Consider the following 19,710-nt stretch of genomic DNA (forward strand, 5'->3'; position numbering starts at 1 on the left):
GCCGCGGGCGCGCGGCCCGGGTCCGTCGAGCAGCGCGCCTCGTGCATCCCGCCGCCGTTCCCGCGGCTGTGGAGGAGGGGGTTGTGGGCCACAATGGGGGCATGAGCTTCGACCGGGACATCGGGGAGCCCGGCATCTTCCGCATCTGCTTCGTGTGCACGGGCAACATCTGCCGCTCGCCGATGGCCGAGGCCGTGTTCCGCGATCTCATCCGCCAGCGCGGGTGGGAGCACCTCGTCTCCGTGCGCTCGGCCGGCACCGGCGAGTGGCACGTGGGCGAGTCGAGCGATCCGCGCACCATCCAGGTGCTCGAGACGCGCGGCCTGCCCGCCGCGCACCACCGCGCCCGCCAGTTCGACAGCCAGTGGTTCGACGACCTCGACCTCGTCATCGCCTTCGATCGCACCCACGAGCGCATCCTCAAGACCTGGGCGCCGACCGACGACGCGCGCAGCAAGGTGCACCTGCTCATGAGCTTCGACCCGGCCACCGAGGGCGCGCCCGACGTGCCCGACCCCTACTACTCCGACGCCGCGATGTTCGACTCGGTGCTCGGCATGATCGAGCGCGCCTGCCGCGCCCTCTTCCGTCAACTCGAACCCGGAATCCGACAGGGAACCCCATGAGCCTCGCCCCCCAGCCCCTCAGCCCGCTCGACGGCCGCTACCGCGCGCAGGTCTCCGCCCTCGGCGAGCACCTCTCCGAGGCGGGGCTCAACCGGGCGCGCATCCAGGTCGAGGTCGAGTGGCTCATCCACCTCACCGATCGCTCGCTCTTCGGCTCCGAGCCCCTGGCCGATGAGGCCAAGCGCCGCCTGCGCCGCCTCGTCACCGAGTTCGGGCAGGACGACATCGACTCGCTCGCCGAGCGCGAGGCCGTCACCCGCCACGACGTCAAGGCCGTCGAGTACCACGTGCGCGACGCGCTCGCCCGGCTCGGGCTCGGCCACCTGGCCGAGCTCACCCACTTCGCCTGCACGAGCGAGGACATCAACAACCTCTCCTACGCCATCACGATCCGCGCGGCGGTGCGCGAGGTGTGGATGCCCCGCGCCCGCGCCGTCGTCGAGGCGCTGCGCGCCCGGTCGCTCGAGCTCGCCGAGGCGCCGATGCTCGCGCACACGCACGGGCAGCCCGCGACCCCGACGACCATGGGCAAGGAGCTCGCCGTCACCGTGCACCGGCTCGAGCGCCTGCTCGCCTCCGTCGAGGAGGTCGAGTACCTGGGCAAGTTCTCGGGCGCGACGGGCACCTTCTCGGCGCACTACGCCGCCGACCCCGACCACGACTGGGTGGCGAGCTCGTACGAGTTCGTGACCGGCCTCGGCCTCACCTGGAACCCGCTGACCACCCAGATCGAGTCGCACGACTGGCAGGCGCAGCTCTACCAGCGCATCGCCCACATCGGCCGGGTGCTGCACAACCTCTGCACCGATGTCTGGTCGTACATCTCGATGGGCTACTTCCGGCAGATCCCCCAGGCGGGCGCCACCGGCTCGTCGACGATGCCGCACAAGATCAACCCGATCCGCTTCGAGAACGCCGAGGCGAACCTCGAGCTCTCGGCCGCGATCCTCGATTCGCTCGCCGCGACCCTCGTCACCTCGCGCCTCCAGCGCGACCTCACCGACTCCTCGGCGCAGCGCAACATCGGCGTGGGCCTCGGCCACTCGATGCTCGCGCTCGACAACATCCTCAAGGGGCTCGGCGAGATCGCCCTCGATCAGGATGCTCTGGATCGCGACCTCGAGGGCAACTGGGAGGTGCTCGGCGAGGCCATCCAGACGGTCATCCGCGCCGAGATCACCGCCGGCCGCTCGTCGATCGCCGACCCCTACGCGATGCTCAAGGAGCTCACGCGCGGCCACCGCGTCACGGGCGACGAGCTGCGCGCCTTCGTCGAGGGCCTCGACATCCCGGCCGAGGCGAAGCAGCGCCTGCAGGCGCTGACGCCGGCGCTCTACGTCGGCGTCGCGGCCGACCTCGCGCGGCGGGTCGCCCGGGCCGACTAAGGCCGGCGGGCCTGCGCCGCTACTGGTGCGGGTGGTTCTCGGCGTCGGGGCGGATCTCGCCGTCCATCTGCTTGTTCGGCGTGACGGCGAGCATGAGCATGGCGATGACGACGAGGTCGATCACGAACGTCGCCCCGAAGAAGATGAGCGACAGGATGGGGTCGCGGGTCGCCATGAGCGTGATCGCGCCGACGGCGACGGCGACGAGCGCGGCGAAGGTGACGAGCTCGAGCGGGCGCAGACGCTCGCGGCGGCGGGGTTCGGTCATGAGGGGGAGTGCTCCTTGTCGGCGGTGGTCCCGGGAGTGCTGTCGGTGGCGCCGTCCGCAGTGCCGCCGACGCTGATGCCGGCGATGACGAGGAACACACCGGCGATGATCGCGTAAGCGCCGAGGAATCCGGCCGCGCTGCGGGGGTCGCCCACGAGCGTGGCGATGAGGGCGAGCAGGGCGGTGGCGGCTCCGATGACGATCGCGTCGCGGGCGATCGGGTGGGCGCCGCGGCGGCGGATGCCCCACACGAGCTCCCCGACGCCGCCGAAGGCGGCGTACGCCCCGACGAGCAGCAGCAGGAACGCGAGGCCGAACGAGCTGAGCGCGAGCGCGAGCCCCCCGACCACGGTCGCCACGACGGCGAGCCCCAGGTGCAACCCGCGCAGGGCATCCCCCGCCGGCAGCCGGAGCGCGCCGATCACCAGCCCGGCCGCGCTCGCGAGCCCGAGAACGCCGAGCATCACGAAGCCGAAGCTCGTCGGGTACTCCTTGGTGAAGGTGATGACGAGTCCGACGACGATGAGCGGCAGCGCGCGCAGCACGAGCGCACCGCGCTGCGCGGCGGGCGACGCCGCGGCGGGCGCGGGCGGGGGGCTGTCGATCGACACGGGGAGTCCTTCATCGGCGGATCGGAACGACGACCAGCCTACGGCCGTCGGCCGGGAGCCGCCTGCGTCGCCGATCCGCGCGAACCCGCTACACCTGCGGCATGTCGGCGAAGCGCGAGAAGTGGCCGTGGAACCCGACGGTCACGGTCTTCGTCGGGCCGTTGCGGTTCTTCGCGACGATGAGGTCGGCCTCGCCCGCGCGGGGGTTCTCCTTCTCGTAGGCGCTCTCGCGGTGGAGGAGGATGACGATGTCGGCGTCCTGCTCGAGCGAGCCCGACTCGCGCAGGTCGCTGATGGCGGGCATCTTGTCGGCGCGCTGCTCGGGGCCTCGGTTCAGCTGCGAGAGCGCGACGACGGGAACCTGCAGCTCCTTCGCCATGAGCTTGAGCGCCCGCGAGAACTCGCTGACCTCCTGCTGGCGCGACTCGACCTTCTTGCCGCTCGTCATGAGCTGCAGGTAGTCGATGACGACCATCTTGAGGCCTACGGTCTGCTTGAGCCGGCGGCACTTGGCGCGGATCTCGACGAGGGTCATGTTGGGGCTGTCGTCGATGTAGAGCGGGGCATCCGCGATGCGACCGCGCGTGGCCGCGATCGTCGTCCAGTCGCGGGTCTCGAGCGTGCCCTTGCGCATCGAGTGCAGCGGCACCGAGGCCTCGGCCGACAGCAGGCGCATCGCGATCTCGCTGCGCCCCATCTCGAGCGAGAAGAAGACGGTCGGCATCGAATGCTTGATGGTCGCGGCACGGGCGAAGTCGAGGGCGAGAGTCGACTTGCCGAGGGCGGGGCGGGCGGCGATGAGCACGAGCTGGCCGGCGTGGAGGCCGTTCGTGAGCCCGTCGAGCTCGGCGAAGCCCGTCGGCACGCCCGTCATCGAGCCGTCGAGCCCGCGGGCGGCCTCGATCTCGTCGATGGCCTCGCCGACGGCGTCGGTGAGCGGCACGTAGTCCTCGGTCTGCACGCCGCCGGCGACGGCGTAGATCTCGGCCTGCGCGTTGTTGACGAGGTCGGTGACCTCGCCCTCGCTCGCGTAGCCCATCTGCACGATGCGCGTGCCCGCGTCGACGAGGCGGCGCAGCACGGCCTTCTCGGCGACGAGCGAGGCGTAGAAGCCGGCGTTGGCGGCGGTCGGCACGATCGCGGTGAGGGTGTGCAGGTAGTCGGCCCCGCCCGCGCGCGACAGCGTGCCCGACTTCTGCAGCTCGTCGGTGACGGCGATGACGTCGGTGGGCTCGCCGTGCGCGTAGAGCGTCAGCAGGGCCTCGAAGATGACCTCGTGCTTGGGGATGTAGAAGTCGATGCCCCGCACCGACTCGATGACGTCGGCGACGGCGTCCTTGCTCAGCAGCATGCCGCCGAGGGCGCTCTGCTCGGCGAGCAGATCGTGCGGGGGCACCCGCTCGGAGCCGCGGTTCTCGCTCGTGCTGCGACCGTCGAGGGCGCTGCCGATGTGCGCGATGGACACGGGGGACCGCCTTTCGAGTGGATGCCGCCGAGCGGGAGGGGCCGCTGTGCAGTGTGTCTACCGCCGACCTCCGACAGGGCCACGGGGAGGCGGCGCACCGGTCGGGATCGGGGCTCCGCCTCACAGTAGGGAGCGGCCAGGATCGGCCCAAACGGCCCCTGTGGATAACTCTGTGGACTATCGGCGCGAAACGCCGGTGCTCGTGTGCACAGCCTGTGGATGACTCTGTGGACTTCTCGCGGTGATTCGAGGAGAAACAGCTTCTGACCTGGTCTTTCGCTCTCCACACCGTGTGGGGAGAAACAGGTCTCAATCGGGGGATGAAGGTTGGTACGGCTGGCGCACTCCTGTGCACAGATGCGTGCGGAATCCACCCCTTCAGGGGTCTTGCGCACCCCCGCGGCGTTCGATAGGCGCGATGTGCGACCGGGCGGTCTGCCCCCGCGCGAGGGCGGGCGTCCGGCGCCCCGCGCGACCCCCGGAACGCGGAACGGCGCCCCCCGCGTGAGCGGAGGGCGCCGTGACCGTTCGTGCGCGTCGCGCGACTACTTCGCCGCGACCACCTGGAGGGTGATCGTGGCGACGATGCCGTCGCGCAGCTTGAGGATCGCCTCGTGGGTGCCGACCGACTTGATGGGCGACACGATCTCGATGAGGCGCTTGTCGACCGAGCCGACGCCGGCGGCCTCGACGGCCGACGCGATATCGCTCGTCTTGACCGAGCCGAACAGACGCCCCTCGGCGCCCGCCTTGACGGTGAGCTTCACGGGGTTCGCCTCGAGACGCAGCTTGAGATCCTGCGCCTCCTCGATCGTGGCGTGCTCGCGAGCGGTGCGAGCGGCCTTGATCTGCTCGACCTGCTTCTCACCGCCGCGGCTCCACGAGACCGCGAAACCCTGGGGGATGAGGTAGTTGCGGGCGTACCCGTTCTTGACCTCGACGACATCGCCGGGGGCACCGAGACCGGTGACCTCCTGCGTGAGAATGAGCTTCGACATCGCGGCCCCCTAGCGGCCCGCGCCAGCGTACGGAAGCAGTGCCATCTCGCGCGCGTTCTTGACGGCGCGGGCGATGAGGCGCTGCTCCTGCACGGAGACACCGGTGATTCGGCGAGCACGGATCTTTCCGCGCTCGGAGATGAACTTGCGGAGGGTGGCGACATCCTTGTAATCGATGACACCGACCCGGATCGCCTTCGCGGGGGCGGCGTTCTTCGCGCCCTTGCCGCCGCGAGGCTTGCGGCGGTCGCCGCTGCTCTTGCCAGCCATAGTGGTTGTCCTTTGCGTGCTGTTGTTCAGTGCCGGTCGTCAGACCGGATCAGAAAGGGGTGTCGTCGGAGAAGGATCCGGGAGTGTTCCACACGTCGCCCCCGGCGTTGCCGCCGGGCTTGCTCGACTGCGCCGCGGGGGTGCCCCACGGCTCGTCGGCGACGGGCGCCGCGCCACCACGGCCGCCGCCCATCGCGCCGCCACCCGAGCTGGCCCGGGTGATCTGCGCGGTGGCGTACCGCAGGCTGGGGCCGATCTCGTCGACCTCCAGCTCGATGGTGGTGCGCTTCTCGCCTTCCTTCGTCTCGTACGACCGCTGCTTGAGGCGACCGGATGCGATGACCCGGCTGCCCTTCGTCAGCGTCGAGGCGACGTGCTCGGCGAACTCGCGCCACACGCTCGCGCGCAGGAACAGCGCCTCGCCGTCCTTCCACTCGTTCGCCTGACGGTCGAACGTGCGGGGGGTGGAGGCGATGGTGAAGTTCGCGACCGCGAGACCGTTCTGCGTGTATCGCAGTTCGGGGTCGGCAGTGAGGTTGCCGACGACGGTGATGAGCGTCTCGCCGGCCATGACTACTCGGCGGCCTTCTTGGCGGCGCGCGCCGCCTTGGCCTCGGCCTTGGCAGCGGTCTCGGCCTCGTAGGCGGCGACGCGAGCGACGGCCTCCTCGGCACGCAGCACCTTGGTGCGCATGACGGCCTCGCTGAGCTTCAGCTGGCGGTCGAGCTCCTGCGTGGCAGAAGGGTTCGCGGTGAAGTTCACGACGGCGTAGATGCCCTCGGTCTTCTTGTTGATCTCGTACGCGAGGCGACGACGGCCCCAGATATCGACGTTCTCGATGTTTCCGCCATCGTTGCGAACAACGTTGAGGAACTTATCGAGGCTGGGAGCGACAGTGCGCTCGTCGATCTCGGGGTCGAGGATCACCATCATTTCGTACTGATGCATGACTCACCCACCTCCTTCGGACTCGAACGGCCGCAGACGGTCTGCGGCAGGAGGGTATGGCATCCGTTGCGCAGGACAGGGCCCGCGGACAACCTCGTCAGCATAGTCGGTTCGGGATGCCCGCCGCCACCTCAGACGGATCGGCCCGCGTACCACTCCCGCAGCCGCCGCTCGGCCTCCTCGTCGCCGAGGGGCCCCTCGTCGAGCCGGGTCTCGAGCAGGAACCGGTACGCCTCGCCCACGAGCGGCCCCGGGCGGATGCCGAGCAGCTGCATGATGCGCTCCCCGTCGAGGTCGGGGCGGATGGCGGCGAGCTCCTCCTGCTCCGAGAGCTGCGCGATGCGGTCCTCGAGCTCCTGGTAGGCGCCGTGCAGGCGCGCGGCCTTGCGGGCGTTGCGCGTGGTGACGTCGGCCCGGGTGAGGATGTGCAGCCGCTCGAGGAGGGCATCGGCATCCCGCACGTAGCGCCGCACGCCCGAATCCGTCCACTTCGCGTCGCTGTAGCCGAAGAAGCGCAGGTGCAGCTCGACGAGCCGCGAGACCTGCTTGATGGTGTCGCGGTCGAAGCGCAGGGCGGTGAGGCGCTTGCGGGCGAGCTTCGCGCCGACGAGGTCGTGGTGGTGGAAGGTGACGGCGCCGCCGGCCTCGACCTTCTTCGTCGCGGGCTTGCCGATGTCGTGCAGCAGGGCGGCGAGGCGCAGCACGACGTCGGCTTCGGGCTCCGGCACGGTCGACCGGGAGCGCTCGAGGTCGATCGCCTGGTCGAGCACCGTGAGGGAGTGCTCGTAGACGTCCTTGTGGTGGGCGTGCTCGTCGACCTCGAGGCGCAGGGCGGGCAGCTCGGGCAGCACGATGGCGGCGAGGCCCGTGTCGACCATGAGCTCGAGGCCGCGGCGGGGGGCGTCGGTGGAGAGCAGCTTCACGAGCTCGTCGCGCGCGCGCTCGGCCGAGACGATCGACAGCCGGTCGAGCATCCCGCGGATGGCGGTCAGCGCCGCCTCGTCGACCTCGGCGCCCAGCTGCGCGGCGAAGCGCACGGCCCGCATCATGCGCAGCGGGTCGTCGCTGAACGAGCGCTCCGGCTCGATCGGGGTGCGCAGCCGGCCGGCCAGCAGGTCGTCGAGGCCGCCGGTCGGGTCGACGAGCGTCAGCGAGGGCAGCCGCAGCGCCATGGCGTTCATCGTGAAGTCGCGCCGCGTCAGGTCGCCCTCGAGGGTGTCGCCGAAGGCCACGACGGGCTTGCGCGACTCGGGGTCGTAGGCGTCGGAGCGGTAGGTCGTGATCTCGACCGTCTCGTCGCCGAACTGCGCGCCGATCGTGCCGAACTCGCGCCCGATGTCCCAGTGGGCCGTGGCGACGGGCCGCACGATGCGGATGATGTCGTCGGGATGCGCGTCGGTCGTGAGGTCGAGATCGTTCACGGGGCGGCCCAGGAACGCGTCGCGCACCGGCCCGCCGACGAGGGCCAGCTCGTGCCCCGCCGCCTCGAAGCGCTGCGCGAGGGTCGCCAGGGGCTCGGCGGCGGCGAGGTGCCGCAACCGCTCGACGGCCTGCGCCACGCTCTGCATAGTGACCTGAGTCTAGACTTCCCGCATGTCGGCCAGGCGGGTGCACGGGGTTCAGCGCGCCCTGGCAACCCTCCTGCGGCCCGCTCTCGCCGGCGCCCTGCTGCTGGCGCTCGGCGCCGGCGCCGGGCCGGCCGCCGCGGCCTCCCCGCCGCTCGTCGCTCCCGTCGCGCGCGCCGTGGACGCCCCCGACCCGGCGCTCACCGAGCCGGCCCTCGAGCTCGTCGCCGCCCCCGTCAGCACCTCGGTGGCCCCCGACGCCCCGCTCGCGCTGCGGGTGACCGTGCGCAACACCGGCGGGTCCGCGAGCGCCGCGGGCACCCTCGTCGTCGGGCTCGACGGCGGCACGAGGGCGACGCTCAGCGCGCTCGAGGCCTGGTTCTCGGGCGGCGAGCAGAGCGCCGTGCTGCCGACCGTCGCCGAGGCGGCACTGCCCGCGCTCGACGCCGGAGCCGCCGCCGTGATCGAGGTGCCCGTGCCCGCCGCCGCGGCCGGGCTCGCGGGGGAGTGGGGCCCGAGACTGGTCACCGCGACCGCGATGATGGGGGATGCTGCGGCCGCGGCATCCCGCACCGCGATCACCTTCGCGCCGCCCGAGTCGGCGCCCGCGGTCTCCCCGGTGCGCGTGGTCACCCCCTTCTCCACCCCGGGCTCGGAGAGCGCGCTGCTCTCGACGGAGGAGCTCGCCGAGCTCACCGGCCCCGACGGGTCGCTGACCCGCACGCTCGACGCCGTCGAGGGCACCGGCGCCGCCCTCGGGGTCGACCCGCGCATCATCGCCTCGGTGCGCGCGCTCGGCACCGCCGCTCCCGAGTCGGCGACGCTGCTGCTCGAGCGGCTCGCCGGGCTGTCGAACCCGACCTTCGCCCTCGCCTGGGCCGACGCCGATCCGACCGCGACGGTGCTCGCGCGGGGCATCCCGCTGCCCGCCGTCGAGGGGGCCGGCGCCCCGCTCGACGCGGCGCTGCTCGAGGGCGCGACGGCGCTGCCCCCGGCTGCCGCCGGCCCCGATCCGGCCGCGCCGGCCGACCCGGTCCCCGAGCAGTCGAGCGCGGCGGACGACCCGGCCGCATCGCCCTCCCCCGCGGCCAGCGACCCCGCCGAGGCGCCCGCGACCGTGACCCTCGCCGAGCTCGCCGCCTGGCCGCACGACCTCGACGGCTGGGCGTGGCCGCGCGCGGGCGGGCTGAGCGCGGCCGGCATCGAGCAGCTGGTCGCCGGCGGGGCGGGCACCATCATCGCCAGCGACGCGCAGCTCGGCGACGGGGTCGGCTCGGCAGCCCGATCGGGCGGTGCGACGCTCGCCGTCGCCGACGAGAGCGCCTCGCGCGCGGCGATCGGCATCACCACGGCGACCGTGCAGCAGCAGGCGCAGGCCTCGACGGCCGAGCTCGCCGCCCTGCTCGCCGCGCGGGCCGTCGAGCTGCCCGGCTCGGCCACCCTGCTGGCCCTCGATCGCACCGCCGCCCAGTCGGTCGCCCGCCTCGACGGGCTGCTGACGGCGATCGACGCGCTCGGCTGGGCCGCCCTCACCCCGCTCGGCCAGCCCGCGGCCTCGGCACCGGAGACGATCGTGAGCGAAGGCGCTCTGCCCGAGGGTCTCGGCGACGCCGTCGGCAGCGCCCTCGACGCGGAGGCGGCCGATCGGGCGTACGCGCGGATCGCCGTCGATCCCGCCGCGATCACCGACATCCGGCGCCTCGAGCTGCTCGCCGCCCTCTCGCTCGGCTGGGGCGATGAGGCGGCGGAGGCGGCGCAGCGCTTCGTCGCCGACTCGGCCGAGCTGCGCACGAGCGTGCAGCTCGTCGAGACGCCGAGCATCACGCTGTTCTCCGACCGGCTCTCGGTGCCCGTGACCGTGCAGAACGGCCTCGGCACCCCGATCGTCGTCTACGTGCACGTCGAGTCGGCGACGGGGCAGCTGCGGGTGCTCGAGGCGCGGGTCGAGACCCTCATCGAGGGAACGGCCCAGGCGGTGGCGCGCGTCCCCGTGCAGTCCCTCACCAATGGCGACGTCGACATCACCATCACGGTGCGCGACGCCGAGGGCACCAGCGTGTCGGGCCCGATCACGGTGCCGCTCAGCCTGCAGGCCGGGTGGGAGACCGCCGGCATCGTCGCGCTCTCGGTCGCGATCGCGGGGCTCTTCGTGACGGGCCTCGCCCGCGACATCCGGCGCCGCAAGGTCCGCCGGGCCGAGACCGCGGCATCGCCCGTGTGAACACTCGGTGACCGGCGGGGGATGCGGAATACCGCCGCTCTAGAGTGGGTTGTCACCCGTGTCGCCCTCCGGCGGCACCGCACCCCAGCAGAAGGAGCATGATGCGCCACGTCATCATCATCGGATCGGGCCCGGCCGGCTACACCGCCGCCATCTACGCCGCGCGCGCGAACCTGCAGCCGCTCGTCATCGCGTCCTCCGTCGAGTTCGGCGGCGAGCTCATGAAGACCACCGAGGTCGAGAACTTCCCCGGGTTCCCCGAGGGCATCATGGGGCCCGACCTCATGACGCAGATGCAGAAGCAGGCCGAGCGCTTCGGCGCCGAGATCGTCTACGACGACGTCGTCTCGCTCGAGCTCGACGGCCCGGTCAAGGCCGTCACGCTCGGCAACGGCGACCGCCACGAGGCGCACTCGGTGATCTACGCCACGGGCTCGGCCTACCGCAAGCTCGGGCTGCCCGACGAGGATCGCCTCAGCGGTTACGGCGTCTCGTGGTGCGCCACCTGCGACGGCGCGTTCTTCCGCCAGAAGTCGGTCGCCGTCGTCGGCGGCGGCGACTCGGCGATGGAGGAGGCGACCTTCCTCACCCGCTTCGCCTCGAAGGTCTACGTCATCCACCGCAGCGAGACGTTCCGCGCCTCGGCGGCGATGCTCGAGCGGGCGCAGAACGACCCGAAGATCGAGTTCGTCACCAACGCCTCGGTCGCGCACATCTACGGCGCCGACCTCGTCACGGGCGTCGGCATCGTCGACACGGTGACGGGGGAGGAGCGGACGCTCGACGTGACCGGCCTCTTCATCGCCATCGGCGCCGACCCGCGCACCCACCTCGTGCACGGCGTGCTCGACCTCACCGAGCACGGCACGATCGCCGTCGAGGGCCGCAGCTCGCGCACGAGCGTCGCCGGCGTCTTCGCCGCGGGCGACGTGGTCGACCCCACCTACAAGCAGGCGATCACCGCCGCGGGCAGCGGCACCGTCGCCGCCCTCGACGCCCAGCACTACCTCGAGACGATCGGCGACGCCGCCCGGCAGACCGTCGCGGCGGCGACCGCCGTCTGATCCATCCGCGCCATCCGCGCGGCATCCGCACCCCCACCGCAACGCAAGGAGTACAGTATGAGCACCCGCGACGTCACCGACGCCACCTTCGAAGCCGAGGTCCTCAACAGCGAGAAGACGATCATGGTCGACTTCTGGGCCGAGTGGTGCGGCCCCTGCCGCGCCGTCTCGCCGATCCTCGACGCGATCGCGACCGAGAACAGCGACAAGATCGACATCGTCAAGATCGACGTCGACAAGAACCCCGAGACCGCCATGAAGTACCAGATCACCTCCATCCCGGCGATGAAGGTCTTCAAGGGCGGCGAGGTCGTCAAGACCGTCATCGGCGCCAAGCCCAAGCCGGCCCTCGAGGCCGATCTCGCCGAGTTCCTCGCGTAGACCGCTCGCCGAGCATCCCGAACGGCCCGCCCCCTCGACCGGGGAGCGGGCCGTTCGCGGTTCGTGCGCTTATCCTGATGGTTCCTGCCGCCGCGGCAGCGAGCTAACGGGTGGTGAGCCATGACGATTCCCCGCGAGGGCACCAATCTCGACCCCTGGTACGGGCTGTACGCCGACCGCACCGCCGGGCTGAGCGCCTCCGAGGTGCGCGCCCTCTTCGCCGTCGCCTCCCGCCCCGAGGTCGTCTCGCTCGCCGGCGGCATGCCGTTCGTCAAGGCCCTGCCGCTCGAGCGCGTCACCGCCTCGATGGAGCGGGTCATGCGCGAGCAGGGCACCCGCGCGCTGCAGTACGGCTCGGGCCAGGGCACGCCCGAGCTGCGCGAGCACATCCTCGAGATCATGGCGCTCGAGGGGGTGCGCGCGGGCGTCGACGACGTCGTCGTCACGACCGGCTCGCAGCAGGCGCTCGACCTCATCGCCAAGCTGTTCCTCGACTCGGGCGATGTCGTGCTCGCCGAATCGCCCTCCTACGTCGGCGCGATGGGCATCTTCCGCTCGTACCAGGCCGAGGTCTCGCACGTGGCGATGGACGACGACGGGATGATCCCGCAGGCGCTCGTCGATCGCATCCGGTCGTTGCGCTCGCAAGGTCGCGAGATCAAGTTCCTCTACCTCATCCCCAACTTCCACAACCCTGCAGGGGTGACGCTCTCGTGGGGGCGGCGGCTCGAGATCATCGAGATCGCGCGTCGGGAGGGCATCCTGATCGTGGAGGACAACCCTTACGGGTTGCTCTGGTTCGATCGGCCGGCCCCGCACGCGATGCGCTCGGTCGAGACGGACGGCATCGTCTACCTCGGGTCGTTCTCCAAGACGCTCGCCCCCGGATTCCGCATCGGCTGGGCCCTCGCCCCGCACGGCATCCGCGAGAAGCTCGTCCTCGCCGCCGAGTCCGCGATCCTCTCGCCGAGCGTCGCGAACGAGCTCATCGTCAGCGACTACCTCGCCAGCACCGACTGGAAGGGCCAGATCGACACCTACCGCGGCCTCTACCGCGAGCGGCGCGACGCCATGATCGACGCGCTCGAGCACTACCTGCCCGACCTGCACTGGACCATGCCCAACGGCGGGTTCTACGTCTGGGTCACGCTGCCCGAGGGACTCGATTCGAAGGGGATGCTCCCCCGCGCCGTGAAGGAGCTGGTCGCCTACACGCCGGGCACCGCCTTCTTCGCCGACGGCTCGGGCCGCGCGAACCTGCGGCTCTCGTACTGCTACCCGACCCCGGCCGAGATCCGCGAGGGGATCCGGCGCCTCGCGGGCGTCGTCCGCGGCGAGCAGGAGCTGCTGTCGACCTTCTCGCCCGCGGCCGCCGCCGAGCGCATCGGCACGGCCCCGCACGTCATCAGCCCGCCCCCCAACATCGGATAGGCGCATGAGCGACTCCCTCCCCTCGACCGTCCCCTCCTCCGCCGCGTCGACTGGGCCGGTGCGCGTCGTCGTGCTCGCGGGCGGCATCTCGCACGAGCGCGACATCTCGCTGCGCTCGGGCCGCCGCGTCGCCGACGCCCTCGCCAGTCACGGCCTGCACGTCGAGCTGCGCGACCCCGACGCCTCGCTCCTCGGCTCGCTGACCGACGATCGGCCCGACGTGGTGTTCCCGGTGCTGCACGGGGCGAGCGGCGAGGACGGCACGCTGCGCAGCCTGCTCGAGTTCCTCGGCCTGCCCTACGTGGGCTCGAGCGCCGCGGCGACTCGGCTCGCCTGGGACAAGCCCACGGCGAAGACGCTCGTCGACCGCGCGGGCGTGCCCACGCCGCACTCGATCACCCTCACCCGCGACGCGTTCCGCGAGCTCGGCGCGGAGAGCGTGCTGACCGTCGTCCGCGGCGAGCTGCCCACCCCCGTCGCCGTCAAGCCGGCCCAGGGCGGATCCGCGCAGGGCGTGACGCTCGTCGACACCGAGGAGGAGCTGCGCCGCGCCATGGTGCACGCCTACACCTACTGCGACGTCGCGATCATCGAGCAGCGCATCACCGGCACCGAGATCTGCATCGGCATCATCGACACCGGCGACGGCCCGGTGGCCCTGCCGCCCGTCGAGATCGAGCCGCTCTCGGGCGTCTACGGCTTCGAGGCCCGCTACAACGCGGGGGAGACCCGCTTCTACGCGCCGGCGCGCATCGCGGACGGCATCACCGAGCGCGCGACCGCGATCGCCCTCGACGCGCACCGGGCGCTCGGCCTGCGCCACCTCAGCCGCATCGACATGATCGTCGACGGCGCAGGCACCCCGTGGTTCCTCGAGGCGAGCGTGATGCCGGGGCTCACCGAGACGTCGACGCTCGCGCTCGCGCTCGAGGCCGCCGGGCACGACGTCGGCTGGGTCTACGCTGCGCTCGCCCAGGCGGCCATCCGCGACGCCTCCGCCTGACGGTCCGGCGGTCCCGCGCATCGGCTCGCGACAGCCGAGTTTCACGTGAAACATTGGCCGCGCCCCCCCGGGGGCAGCGATCGCGATGTTTCACGTGAAACATGGGTGGGCCACCGCGCGGGGTGCCCGCATCCCGTCGCGCGGGGCCCGGGCATCTCACCGCGCACTCGATCGACTGCGCGGGCCAGCGCCCGGCCCGCAACTACGAGTGACGGTACGGAAGGCACGGTCGACCGCGGGGTGCAGGCTGCGCGATCCCAGCGATCAGCTCCGCCGCGACGCGCGATGTTTCACGTGAAACCCTCACGCTCGCACGCCGGGTAAGGCTTTGACTTCCAAGAAACCCCTGATCAGAGGGCAGGCGTCAGCTGAAGCCGGGCTCCCCGAGCTCCGCGAGGATGCGGTTGAGGTCGCCGATGCTCGCGAAGTCGATGGTCACGGTGCCCTTGCGCTGCCCGAGCGAGATCGACACGCGGGTGTCGAGCCGGTCGCCGAGACGCCCGGCGATCTCGTTGAGGGATCCCTGGCGGGTCCCCGCGGCCGGGGGCTTCTGCTTGCGCGTACCGGCGGTGCCGCTCATCAGCTGCGCGGCCGCCTCGGCCTGGCGAACCGACAGCTCCTCGTTGACGATCTTGTCGGCGAGGCGCCGCATGAGCTCGCCGTCGTTGGTCGACAGGATGGCGCGGGCGTGCCCGGCGCTCAGCACCCCGGCGGCGACGCGCGACTGCACGGCCTCCGGCAGGCGCAGCAGCCGCAGGGTGTTGCTGATCTGCGGCCGCGATCGGCCGAGCCGCTGCGCGAGCTGGTCCTGGGTGATGCCGAAGTCCTCGAGCAGCTGCTGGTACGCGCTGGCCTCCTCGAGCGGGTTCAGCTGCGCACGATGCAGGTTCTCGAGCAGAGCATCCCGCAGCATGTCCTCATCGGCGGTGTTGCGCACGATCGCGGGGATCGTGGCGAGGCCGGCGATGGTGGATGCTCGCAGCCGTCGCTCGCCCATGATCAGCTCGAACTGCGGCTCGCCCTGCTGGGCTCCCGGCCGCTCGCGCACGACGATGGGCTGCAGCACGCCGAACTCGCGCACGGAGTGCACGAGCTCGGAGAGCTCCTCCTCGCGGAACTCGCTGCGCGGGTTGGAGGGGTTCGGCACGATGTCGCTCGGCGCGATGGCGGCGAGACGCGCCCCGGGCACGGCCGCGAGCTCCGGCCCGTCGCCTTTCGGCTCCGGCGTCTGCGGGAAGAACACGTCGACGGGGCGATCGCCGTCGCCCGTGGGGATGAGCGCGCCGATGCCGCGGCCGAGTCCGGTTCTCTTGGTCGCCATCAGGCCGGCGCCCCTCTCTTCGCGATCTCCGCGGCCGCCTCCAGGTAGGAGAGGGAGCCGGAGGAGCTCTGGTCGTAGCTGATGACGCTCTGCCCGAAGGACGGCGCCTCGCTGATGCGCACGTTGCGGGGGATGAGCGTCGTGAGCGTCTCGGCGGGGAAGTGCTCGCGCACCTCGGCGACGACCTGCTGCGCGAGGTTCGTGCGCCCGTCGTACATGGTCATGAGGATGGTGGAGACCTGCAGGTCGGGATTCAGGTGCCGCTCGATGAGCTTGATCGAGTTGAGCAGCTGGCTGAGTCCCTCGAGCGCGTAGTACTCGCACTGGATGGGGATGAGCACCTCGCGCGCGGCCACGAAGGCGTTGATGGTGAGCAGCCCCAGCGAGGGCGGGCAGTCGATGAACACGTAGTGCACCGGCTCGCCGATCTCGGCCTGCTCGGCGAGGTAGGCGTCGAGGGCCGTGCGCAGACGCTGCTCCCGCGCGACGAGCGAGACGAGCTCGATCTCGGCGCCCGCGAGGTGGATGGTGGCGGGCACGCAGTAGAGGTGCTCGAACTCGGGGCTCTTCTGCACGACGTCGTCGAGCAGCGCCTCACCGACGATGACGTCGTAGACGCTGGGCGTCTCGGCGCGGTGCTCGACGCCGAGCGCCGTCGAGGCGTTCCCCTGCGGGTCGAGGTCGATGACCACGACGCGCGCACCCGACCGGGCGAGCGCCGCGGCGAGGTTCACGGTCGTCGTCGTCTTGCCGACGCCGCCCTTCTGGTTCGACACGGTGAGCACGCGCGGGGCGTCGGGAAGTGGCAGATCCGACTGCTGCAGCGCGAGGCGCCGGCGGGTGATGTCGGCGATCTCCCGGGCCAGGGGAGTGGTCTCGTCGTACGTTCCGCCCGTGGTCATCGCCAGACCTCCCGGTCGAATGTTTCACGTGAAACGGGCGCCGACACGACGCCCGCTCGCACATCCGCCGCGGGTGCCGCAGTCAGGATGCCGCGTCCACTGTAGCCCGAAACAGACGGGTCACTTCGGGCACGACCCCCTCCCCGAGGACGAGCACCTCGGGGTTCCGCAGCCGGAACGTGGCGATCTGCTTCGCCGCGGCGACGATCTCCTCCTCGACGCGCGCGCCCTTGAGGAGGATGAGCTGCCCGCCCCGGCGCACCAGGGGAGCGGTGAGGGGGATGAGCGTGCGCAGGGCGCTGACCGCACGGGCCGTCACCTGGTCGAACGGCCCGGAATCGACCGCGTCCTCCGCGCGGGCGCGCACGACCTCCACGTTGTCGAGGCCGAGCCGGTCGGCCTCGGCGCGCAGCCAGTCGCAGCGCCGCTCCATCGGCTCGATGAGCACGAGCCGAGCATCCGGCCGCGCGATCGCGAGCACGAGACCCGGCAGGCCGGCACCGCTGCCGACGTCGGCCACCTGCGCGTCCGGCAGCAGATACGGCGCCACCACGGCGGAGTTCAGCACGTGCCGCGACCAGAGCCGGGGCAGCTCGAGCGGCCCGATGAGCCCGAGCAGCTCTCCGTGCTCGGCGAGGTCGGCGGTGAACCGCCGGGCGAGCTCGATCCGATCGCCGAACACCGCGGCGGCACCGGACGGCTCGACCTCGAGCACGGGCGCCCCGGCGGGGGAGAGGTCGTCAGCAGCCGGATGTTCCACGTGAAACGTCGCGTTCGTCGTCAGCGGGAGCAGCCTCAGGCGCGGCGGATGACCGTGTGGCGGTCAGCGCCCTCGCCCTCGGACTCCGAGGTGAAGCCGCGCTCGGCGACCAGGTCGTGCACGAGCTTGCGCTCGTAGCTCGACATCGGGGGCAGGGCGGCAGTGGATGCTCCACCCTCGATCCGCTCCACCGCGCGGTCGACGAGCACCGACAGCTCCTGGGCCCGCGCATCGCGCGATCCGCCGATGTCGAGGATCAGTCGGGAGAAGTCGCCGGTCTTCGCGTGCACCGCGAGCCGCGTGAGCTCCTGCAGCGCCGAGACCACGTCGGACTTGGAGAGCAGCCGCAGGTCGTCGGGCTGCTCCGACTCGATGCTGAGGTACACGCGGCCCGCGCGCGCCTCGATGTCGATGTCGCCGTCGAGATCGGCGATGTCGAGGAGCTCCTCGAGGTAATCGGCGGCGATGTCGCCCTCGTCCTGCACGGCCTCGGGGGCCGTCTCCGGCGCCTGCTCGGTCACATCGGTCATGGCTACTTGCCACCCTTCTTCTTGGCGCGGTTCTTGCCCACGGGCTGCACGCGCTGGGTCTTCTTGGGCTCCTCGACGACCGCGGCGGGAGCATCCTCGACGATGGTCGGCAGGCCCTTGCGCTGGCGGCGCTTGGCGAGCCGCGCCTCGCGGGCGAGCGCGGCCTCCGAACCGGGGGTCGGCATGTTCCGGATGACGATGAACTGCTGCACCATCGTCCAGAGGTTCGAGACGAACCAGTAGAACATGACGCCGAGCGGGAACGCGAAGCCCGAGAAGGCGAACACGAGGGGCAGCACGTAGAGCAGGATGCGCTGCTGGCGGTACATCGGCGACGCCTTCATCTCGGGCGACTGGTTCTTCGACATGATCTGCAGCTGCGTGATGAACTGCGAGCCGGTCATGAGGATGACGAGGATGACCGCGATGACGATGACCGCGACGTTGCCGTCGGAGGTCGCCATCGACGAGCCGAGGGGCGCGATGCCGAAGAGGGAGGCGTCACCGAACTGCTGCTGCAGCGAGGGGGTGAGCAGACCCACCGAGGGGCGCTCCGTGTAGGCGTCGTTGAGCACGGAGAACAGGCCGAAGAAGATCGGCATCTGCAGCAGCAGCGGGAGGCAGGAGGACAGCGGGTTGGTACCGGTGTTCTTGTACAGCGCCATGGTCTCGCGCGACATGGCCTCGCGCGAGAACTGGTCGCGCTTGCCCTTGTACTTGTCCTGGATCTTCTTGAGCTGCGGCGCGATCTCCATCATGCGGCGCTGACTCTTGATCTGCCGCACGAAGACGGGGATCAGCGCGGCGCGGATGACGAGGACGAGGCCCGTGATCGAGAGCACCCAGGTGATGCCCGCGGCCTCCTCCATGCCCGCCGCCGTCAGCAGCGAGTGGAATCCGACCAGGATCGCTTCGATGACCCATTTGATGGGCCACAGGATGAAGCCGATGATGTCCATTGCGGGAGTTATCCGTTTCTCTCGAGAACCATGAAGCCGAACCGGCTGCGCCGGTAGGGCGAATGCTCGTGGGGCGGCACGTCGTCGATGCCGCCGGCAGCCCAGGGGTGGCAGCGCGCCAGGCGGCGGACGGTCATCCAGCCGCCCTTGACCACCCCGTGCTCCTGCACCGCCGTCAGCCCGTACGCCGAGCAGCTCGGGTAGTAGCGGCACACGTCGCCGTAGAGCGGGGAGATGATCGCCCGGTACACGCGCAGAACCGCGATGACGATGTTGCGGGGGAGCAGGCCGATGGCTCGCATGATCCTCATGCCGTCACCACCCGTCGTAGACCCGCGTCGATCTCGGCTCGCAGGGTATCCCAGTCGACCTCGCCGGCTCCTGGGAGGGCGCGGATGACGATGGTGTCGCCGGCCGGCACCGGGATGCCGTCGACGGCGGTCGCGCAGACCGCCTGCACCCGACGGCGCACCCGGTTGCGAACGACAGCGCTCCCGACCTGCTTCGACACGATGACCCCGAATCGGGGCGGGTCGGCAGATGGGGAGCGCAGTCGGTACAGCACGGCGTGGGGCTGGGCCGCTCGACGACCTCGGCGCACCGCGGTGCGGAAGTCGTCGGCCCGGGTGACCCGGTGGGCCCGGCCGAGCACGGAAGGAGGCTTAGGCCGAGAGCTCGGTGCGGCCCTTGCGACGACGGGCAGCGAGGATGCTGCGGCCGGCGCGGGTGCGCATGCGGAGGCGGAAGCCGTGCACCTTGGCGCGGCGACGGTTGTTCGGCTGGAAAGTGCGCTTGCTCATGGTTATCTCCTCGGCCCCGCAGGACCAGCGACGAAAGACGGTGTTCGCCCGGCCGCAGAGACCCGCGGGCAGGCAGAAGTCAACTGACTAAAGGTACGTCGTCGAGCGCCCGCGGTCAAACCGCGGCGGGGCGCCCGGCATTATCACCACCGCACGGGGGAACCATTGGTAACGACATGCCGCGTCGCAGTACAGTGATCCG

Annotated in this window: 23 protein-coding genes; 7 read left to right on the plus strand and 16 right to left on the minus strand. The window is 71.3% G+C overall.

Annotated elements, in window-relative coordinates:
- Positions 1-101: 101 nt before the first annotated feature.
- Together HGB54_RS12425 and purB are read left to right on the plus strand one after the other, a co-directional pair.
- Entirely contained in the window at positions 102-626 is a 525-nt protein-coding gene (locus HGB54_RS12425) for a low molecular weight protein-tyrosine-phosphatase (protein ID WP_168916689.1), read from the plus strand.
- Entirely contained in the window at positions 623-2,011 is a 1,389-nt protein-coding gene (gene purB / locus HGB54_RS12430; protein ID WP_168916690.1) for an adenylosuccinate lyase, read from the plus strand. The genes HGB54_RS12425 and purB overlap by 4 nt, the downstream gene beginning before the upstream one ends.
- A 19-nt stretch (positions 2,012-2,030) precedes the next feature.
- On the opposite strand, the gene HGB54_RS12435 is transcribed toward purB, so the two are convergent.
- The 8 genes from HGB54_RS12435 to HGB54_RS12470 all read right to left on the minus strand — a co-directional run bounded on the left by HGB54_RS12435 (position 2,031) and on the right by HGB54_RS12470 (position 8,139).
- Positions 2,031-2,279, minus strand: coding sequence for a hypothetical protein (locus HGB54_RS12435; protein ID WP_168916691.1), 249 nt, complete (start codon positions 2,277-2,279; stop codon positions 2,031-2,033).
- Entirely contained in the window at positions 2,276-2,890 is a 615-nt protein-coding gene (locus HGB54_RS12440) for a hypothetical protein (RefSeq protein WP_168916692.1), read from the minus strand. Before HGB54_RS12440 ends, HGB54_RS12435 begins: the two co-directional genes overlap by 4 nt.
- A gap of 88 nt (positions 2,891-2,978) precedes the next feature.
- On the minus strand, positions 2,979-4,355 hold the full coding sequence (dnaB, locus tag HGB54_RS12445) for a replicative DNA helicase (RefSeq protein ID WP_168916693.1): 1,377 nt from the start codon (positions 4,353-4,355) through the stop codon (positions 2,979-2,981).
- A gap of 545 nt (positions 4,356-4,900) precedes the next feature.
- A complete protein-coding gene (gene rplI / locus HGB54_RS12450; protein ID WP_168916694.1) occupies positions 4,901-5,353 on the minus strand; it encodes a 50S ribosomal protein L9 in 453 nt (150 codons plus the stop codon).
- Positions 5,354-5,362: 9 nt separating this feature from the next.
- A complete protein-coding gene (gene rpsR / locus HGB54_RS12455) occupies positions 5,363-5,623 on the minus strand; it encodes a 30S ribosomal protein S18 (protein ID WP_047561128.1) in 261 nt (86 codons plus the stop codon).
- A 49-nt stretch (positions 5,624-5,672) separates the two neighbouring features.
- On the minus strand, positions 5,673-6,194 hold the full coding sequence (locus HGB54_RS12460) for a single-stranded DNA-binding protein (RefSeq protein ID WP_168916695.1): 522 nt from the start codon (positions 6,192-6,194) through the stop codon (positions 5,673-5,675).
- Between the two features lie 2 nt (positions 6,195-6,196).
- On the minus strand, positions 6,197-6,571 hold the full coding sequence (gene rpsF / locus HGB54_RS12465; RefSeq protein ID WP_168916696.1) for a 30S ribosomal protein S6: 375 nt from the start codon (positions 6,569-6,571) through the stop codon (positions 6,197-6,199).
- Between the two features lie 131 nt (positions 6,572-6,702).
- Entirely contained in the window at positions 6,703-8,139 is a 1,437-nt protein-coding gene (locus HGB54_RS12470) for a CCA tRNA nucleotidyltransferase (RefSeq protein ID WP_168916697.1), read from the minus strand.
- A 25-nt stretch (positions 8,140-8,164) separates the two neighbouring features.
- Here HGB54_RS12470 and HGB54_RS12475 point away from each other — a divergent pair, with 25 nt between their 5' ends.
- From HGB54_RS12475 to HGB54_RS12495, 5 genes are all read left to right on the plus strand, one after another.
- Entirely contained in the window at positions 8,165-10,357 is a 2,193-nt protein-coding gene (locus tag HGB54_RS12475; protein WP_168916698.1) for a DUF6049 family protein, read from the plus strand.
- Between the two features lie 101 nt (positions 10,358-10,458).
- A complete protein-coding gene (gene trxB / locus HGB54_RS12480; RefSeq protein WP_168916995.1) occupies positions 10,459-11,421 on the plus strand; it encodes a thioredoxin-disulfide reductase in 963 nt (320 codons plus the stop codon).
- Positions 11,422-11,478: 57 nt separating this feature from the next.
- Positions 11,479-11,802 carry a thioredoxin gene (gene trxA, locus HGB54_RS12485; protein WP_168916699.1) on the plus strand — a complete coding sequence of 108 codons (324 nt, stop codon included), beginning with the start codon at positions 11,479-11,481 and terminating at the stop codon, positions 11,800-11,802.
- 120 nt (positions 11,803-11,922) lie between these two features.
- Positions 11,923-13,233 carry an aminotransferase-like domain-containing protein gene (locus tag HGB54_RS12490; protein WP_168916700.1) on the plus strand — a complete coding sequence of 437 codons (1,311 nt, stop codon included), beginning with the start codon at positions 11,923-11,925 and terminating at the stop codon, positions 13,231-13,233.
- A gap of 4 nt (positions 13,234-13,237) precedes the next feature.
- Positions 13,238-14,236, plus strand: a complete 999-nt coding sequence (locus tag HGB54_RS12495; RefSeq protein ID WP_168916701.1) for a D-alanine--D-alanine ligase family protein — start codon at positions 13,238-13,240, stop codon at positions 14,234-14,236.
- A 364-nt stretch (positions 14,237-14,600) separates the two neighbouring features.
- Here the strand turns inward: HGB54_RS12495 and HGB54_RS12500 are convergent, their stop codons facing one another.
- The 8 genes from HGB54_RS12500 to rpmH form a co-directional block, all read right to left on the minus strand.
- On the minus strand, positions 14,601-15,557 hold the full coding sequence (locus tag HGB54_RS12500; protein WP_168916702.1) for a ParB/RepB/Spo0J family partition protein: 957 nt from the start codon (positions 15,555-15,557) through the stop codon (positions 14,601-14,603).
- A complete protein-coding gene (locus tag HGB54_RS12505) occupies positions 15,557-16,459 on the minus strand; it encodes a ParA family protein (protein ID WP_168916703.1) in 903 nt (300 codons plus the stop codon). Before HGB54_RS12505 ends, HGB54_RS12500 begins: the two co-directional genes overlap by 1 nt.
- 82 nt (positions 16,460-16,541) lie before the next feature.
- Positions 16,542-17,219, minus strand: coding sequence for a 16S rRNA (guanine(527)-N(7))-methyltransferase RsmG (gene rsmG / locus HGB54_RS12510; protein WP_228545846.1), 678 nt, complete (start codon positions 17,217-17,219; stop codon positions 16,542-16,544).
- A 35-nt stretch (positions 17,220-17,254) separates the two neighbouring features.
- Positions 17,255-17,749 (minus strand): Jag family protein, encoded by a 495-nt coding sequence (locus tag HGB54_RS12515; RefSeq protein ID WP_168916704.1) that lies wholly within the window; start codon positions 17,747-17,749, stop codon positions 17,255-17,257.
- Between the two features lie 2 nt (positions 17,750-17,751).
- Positions 17,752-18,708: a membrane protein insertase YidC gene (yidC, locus tag HGB54_RS12520; RefSeq protein ID WP_168916705.1), complete on the minus strand. Its 957-nt coding sequence runs from the start codon at positions 18,706-18,708 to the stop codon at positions 17,752-17,754.
- An 8-nt stretch (positions 18,709-18,716) separates the two neighbouring features.
- Positions 18,717-19,019, minus strand: a complete 303-nt coding sequence (gene yidD, locus HGB54_RS12525) for a membrane protein insertion efficiency factor YidD (RefSeq protein WP_228545847.1) — start codon at positions 19,017-19,019, stop codon at positions 18,717-18,719.
- A complete protein-coding gene (rnpA, locus tag HGB54_RS12530) occupies positions 19,016-19,360 on the minus strand; it encodes a ribonuclease P protein component (RefSeq protein ID WP_168916707.1) in 345 nt (114 codons plus the stop codon). Before rnpA ends, yidD begins: the two co-directional genes overlap by 4 nt.
- A 10-nt stretch (positions 19,361-19,370) precedes the next feature.
- A complete protein-coding gene (gene rpmH, locus HGB54_RS12535; RefSeq protein WP_055823896.1) occupies positions 19,371-19,508 on the minus strand; it encodes a 50S ribosomal protein L34 in 138 nt (45 codons plus the stop codon).
- Positions 19,509-19,710: the final 202 nt, after the last annotated feature.

This window comes from Microcella flavibacter (genome assembly GCF_012530535.1).
Lineage (GTDB): Bacteria > Actinomycetota > Actinomycetes > Actinomycetales > Microbacteriaceae > Microcella > Microcella flavibacter.

What these genes read in the sequence shown, in the direction of transcription:
- HGB54_RS12425 (WP_168916689.1), top strand. Translation starts at nt 102, where the DNA reads ATGAGCTTCGACCGGGACATCGGGGAGCCCGGCATCTTCCGCATCTGC.
- purB (WP_168916690.1), top strand. Translation starts at nt 623, where the DNA reads ATGAGCCTCGCCCCCCAGCCCCTCAGCCCGCTCGACGGCCGCTACCGC.
- HGB54_RS12435 (WP_168916691.1), bottom strand. Translation starts at nt 2,279, where the DNA reads ATGACCGAACCCCGCCGCCGCGAGCGTCTGCGCCCGCTCGAGCTCGTC.
- rplI (WP_168916694.1), bottom strand. Translation starts at nt 5,353, where the DNA reads ATGTCGAAGCTCATTCTCACGCAGGAGGTCACCGGTCTCGGTGCCCCC.
- rpsR (WP_047561128.1), bottom strand. Translation starts at nt 5,623, where the DNA reads ATGGCTGGCAAGAGCAGCGGCGACCGCCGCAAGCCTCGCGGCGGCAAG.
- HGB54_RS12460 (WP_168916695.1), bottom strand. Translation starts at nt 6,194, where the DNA reads ATGGCCGGCGAGACGCTCATCACCGTCGTCGGCAACCTCACTGCCGAC.
- rpsF (WP_168916696.1), bottom strand. Translation starts at nt 6,571, where the DNA reads ATGCATCAGTACGAAATGATGGTGATCCTCGACCCCGAGATCGACGAG.
- HGB54_RS12470 (WP_168916697.1), bottom strand. Translation starts at nt 8,139, where the DNA reads ATGCAGAGCGTGGCGCAGGCCGTCGAGCGGTTGCGGCACCTCGCCGCC.
- HGB54_RS12475 (WP_168916698.1), top strand. Translation starts at nt 8,165, where the DNA reads ATGTCGGCCAGGCGGGTGCACGGGGTTCAGCGCGCCCTGGCAACCCTC.
- trxB (WP_168916995.1), top strand. Translation starts at nt 10,459, where the DNA reads ATGCGCCACGTCATCATCATCGGATCGGGCCCGGCCGGCTACACCGCC.
- trxA (WP_168916699.1), top strand. Translation starts at nt 11,479, where the DNA reads ATGAGCACCCGCGACGTCACCGACGCCACCTTCGAAGCCGAGGTCCTC.
- HGB54_RS12490 (WP_168916700.1), top strand. Translation starts at nt 11,923, where the DNA reads ATGACGATTCCCCGCGAGGGCACCAATCTCGACCCCTGGTACGGGCTG.
- HGB54_RS12495 (WP_168916701.1), top strand. Translation starts at nt 13,238, where the DNA reads ATGAGCGACTCCCTCCCCTCGACCGTCCCCTCCTCCGCCGCGTCGACT.
- HGB54_RS12500 (WP_168916702.1), bottom strand. Translation starts at nt 15,557, where the DNA reads ATGGCGACCAAGAGAACCGGACTCGGCCGCGGCATCGGCGCGCTCATC.
- HGB54_RS12505 (WP_168916703.1), bottom strand. Translation starts at nt 16,459, where the DNA reads ATGACCACGGGCGGAACGTACGACGAGACCACTCCCCTGGCCCGGGAG.
- HGB54_RS12515 (WP_168916704.1), bottom strand. Translation starts at nt 17,749, where the DNA reads ATGACCGATGTGACCGAGCAGGCGCCGGAGACGGCCCCCGAGGCCGTG.
- yidC (WP_168916705.1), bottom strand. Translation starts at nt 18,708, where the DNA reads ATGGACATCATCGGCTTCATCCTGTGGCCCATCAAATGGGTCATCGAA.
- yidD (WP_228545847.1), bottom strand. Translation starts at nt 19,019, where the DNA reads ATGAGGATCATGCGAGCCATCGGCCTGCTCCCCCGCAACATCGTCATC.
- rpmH (WP_055823896.1), bottom strand. Translation starts at nt 19,508, where the DNA reads ATGAGCAAGCGCACTTTCCAGCCGAACAACCGTCGCCGCGCCAAGGTG.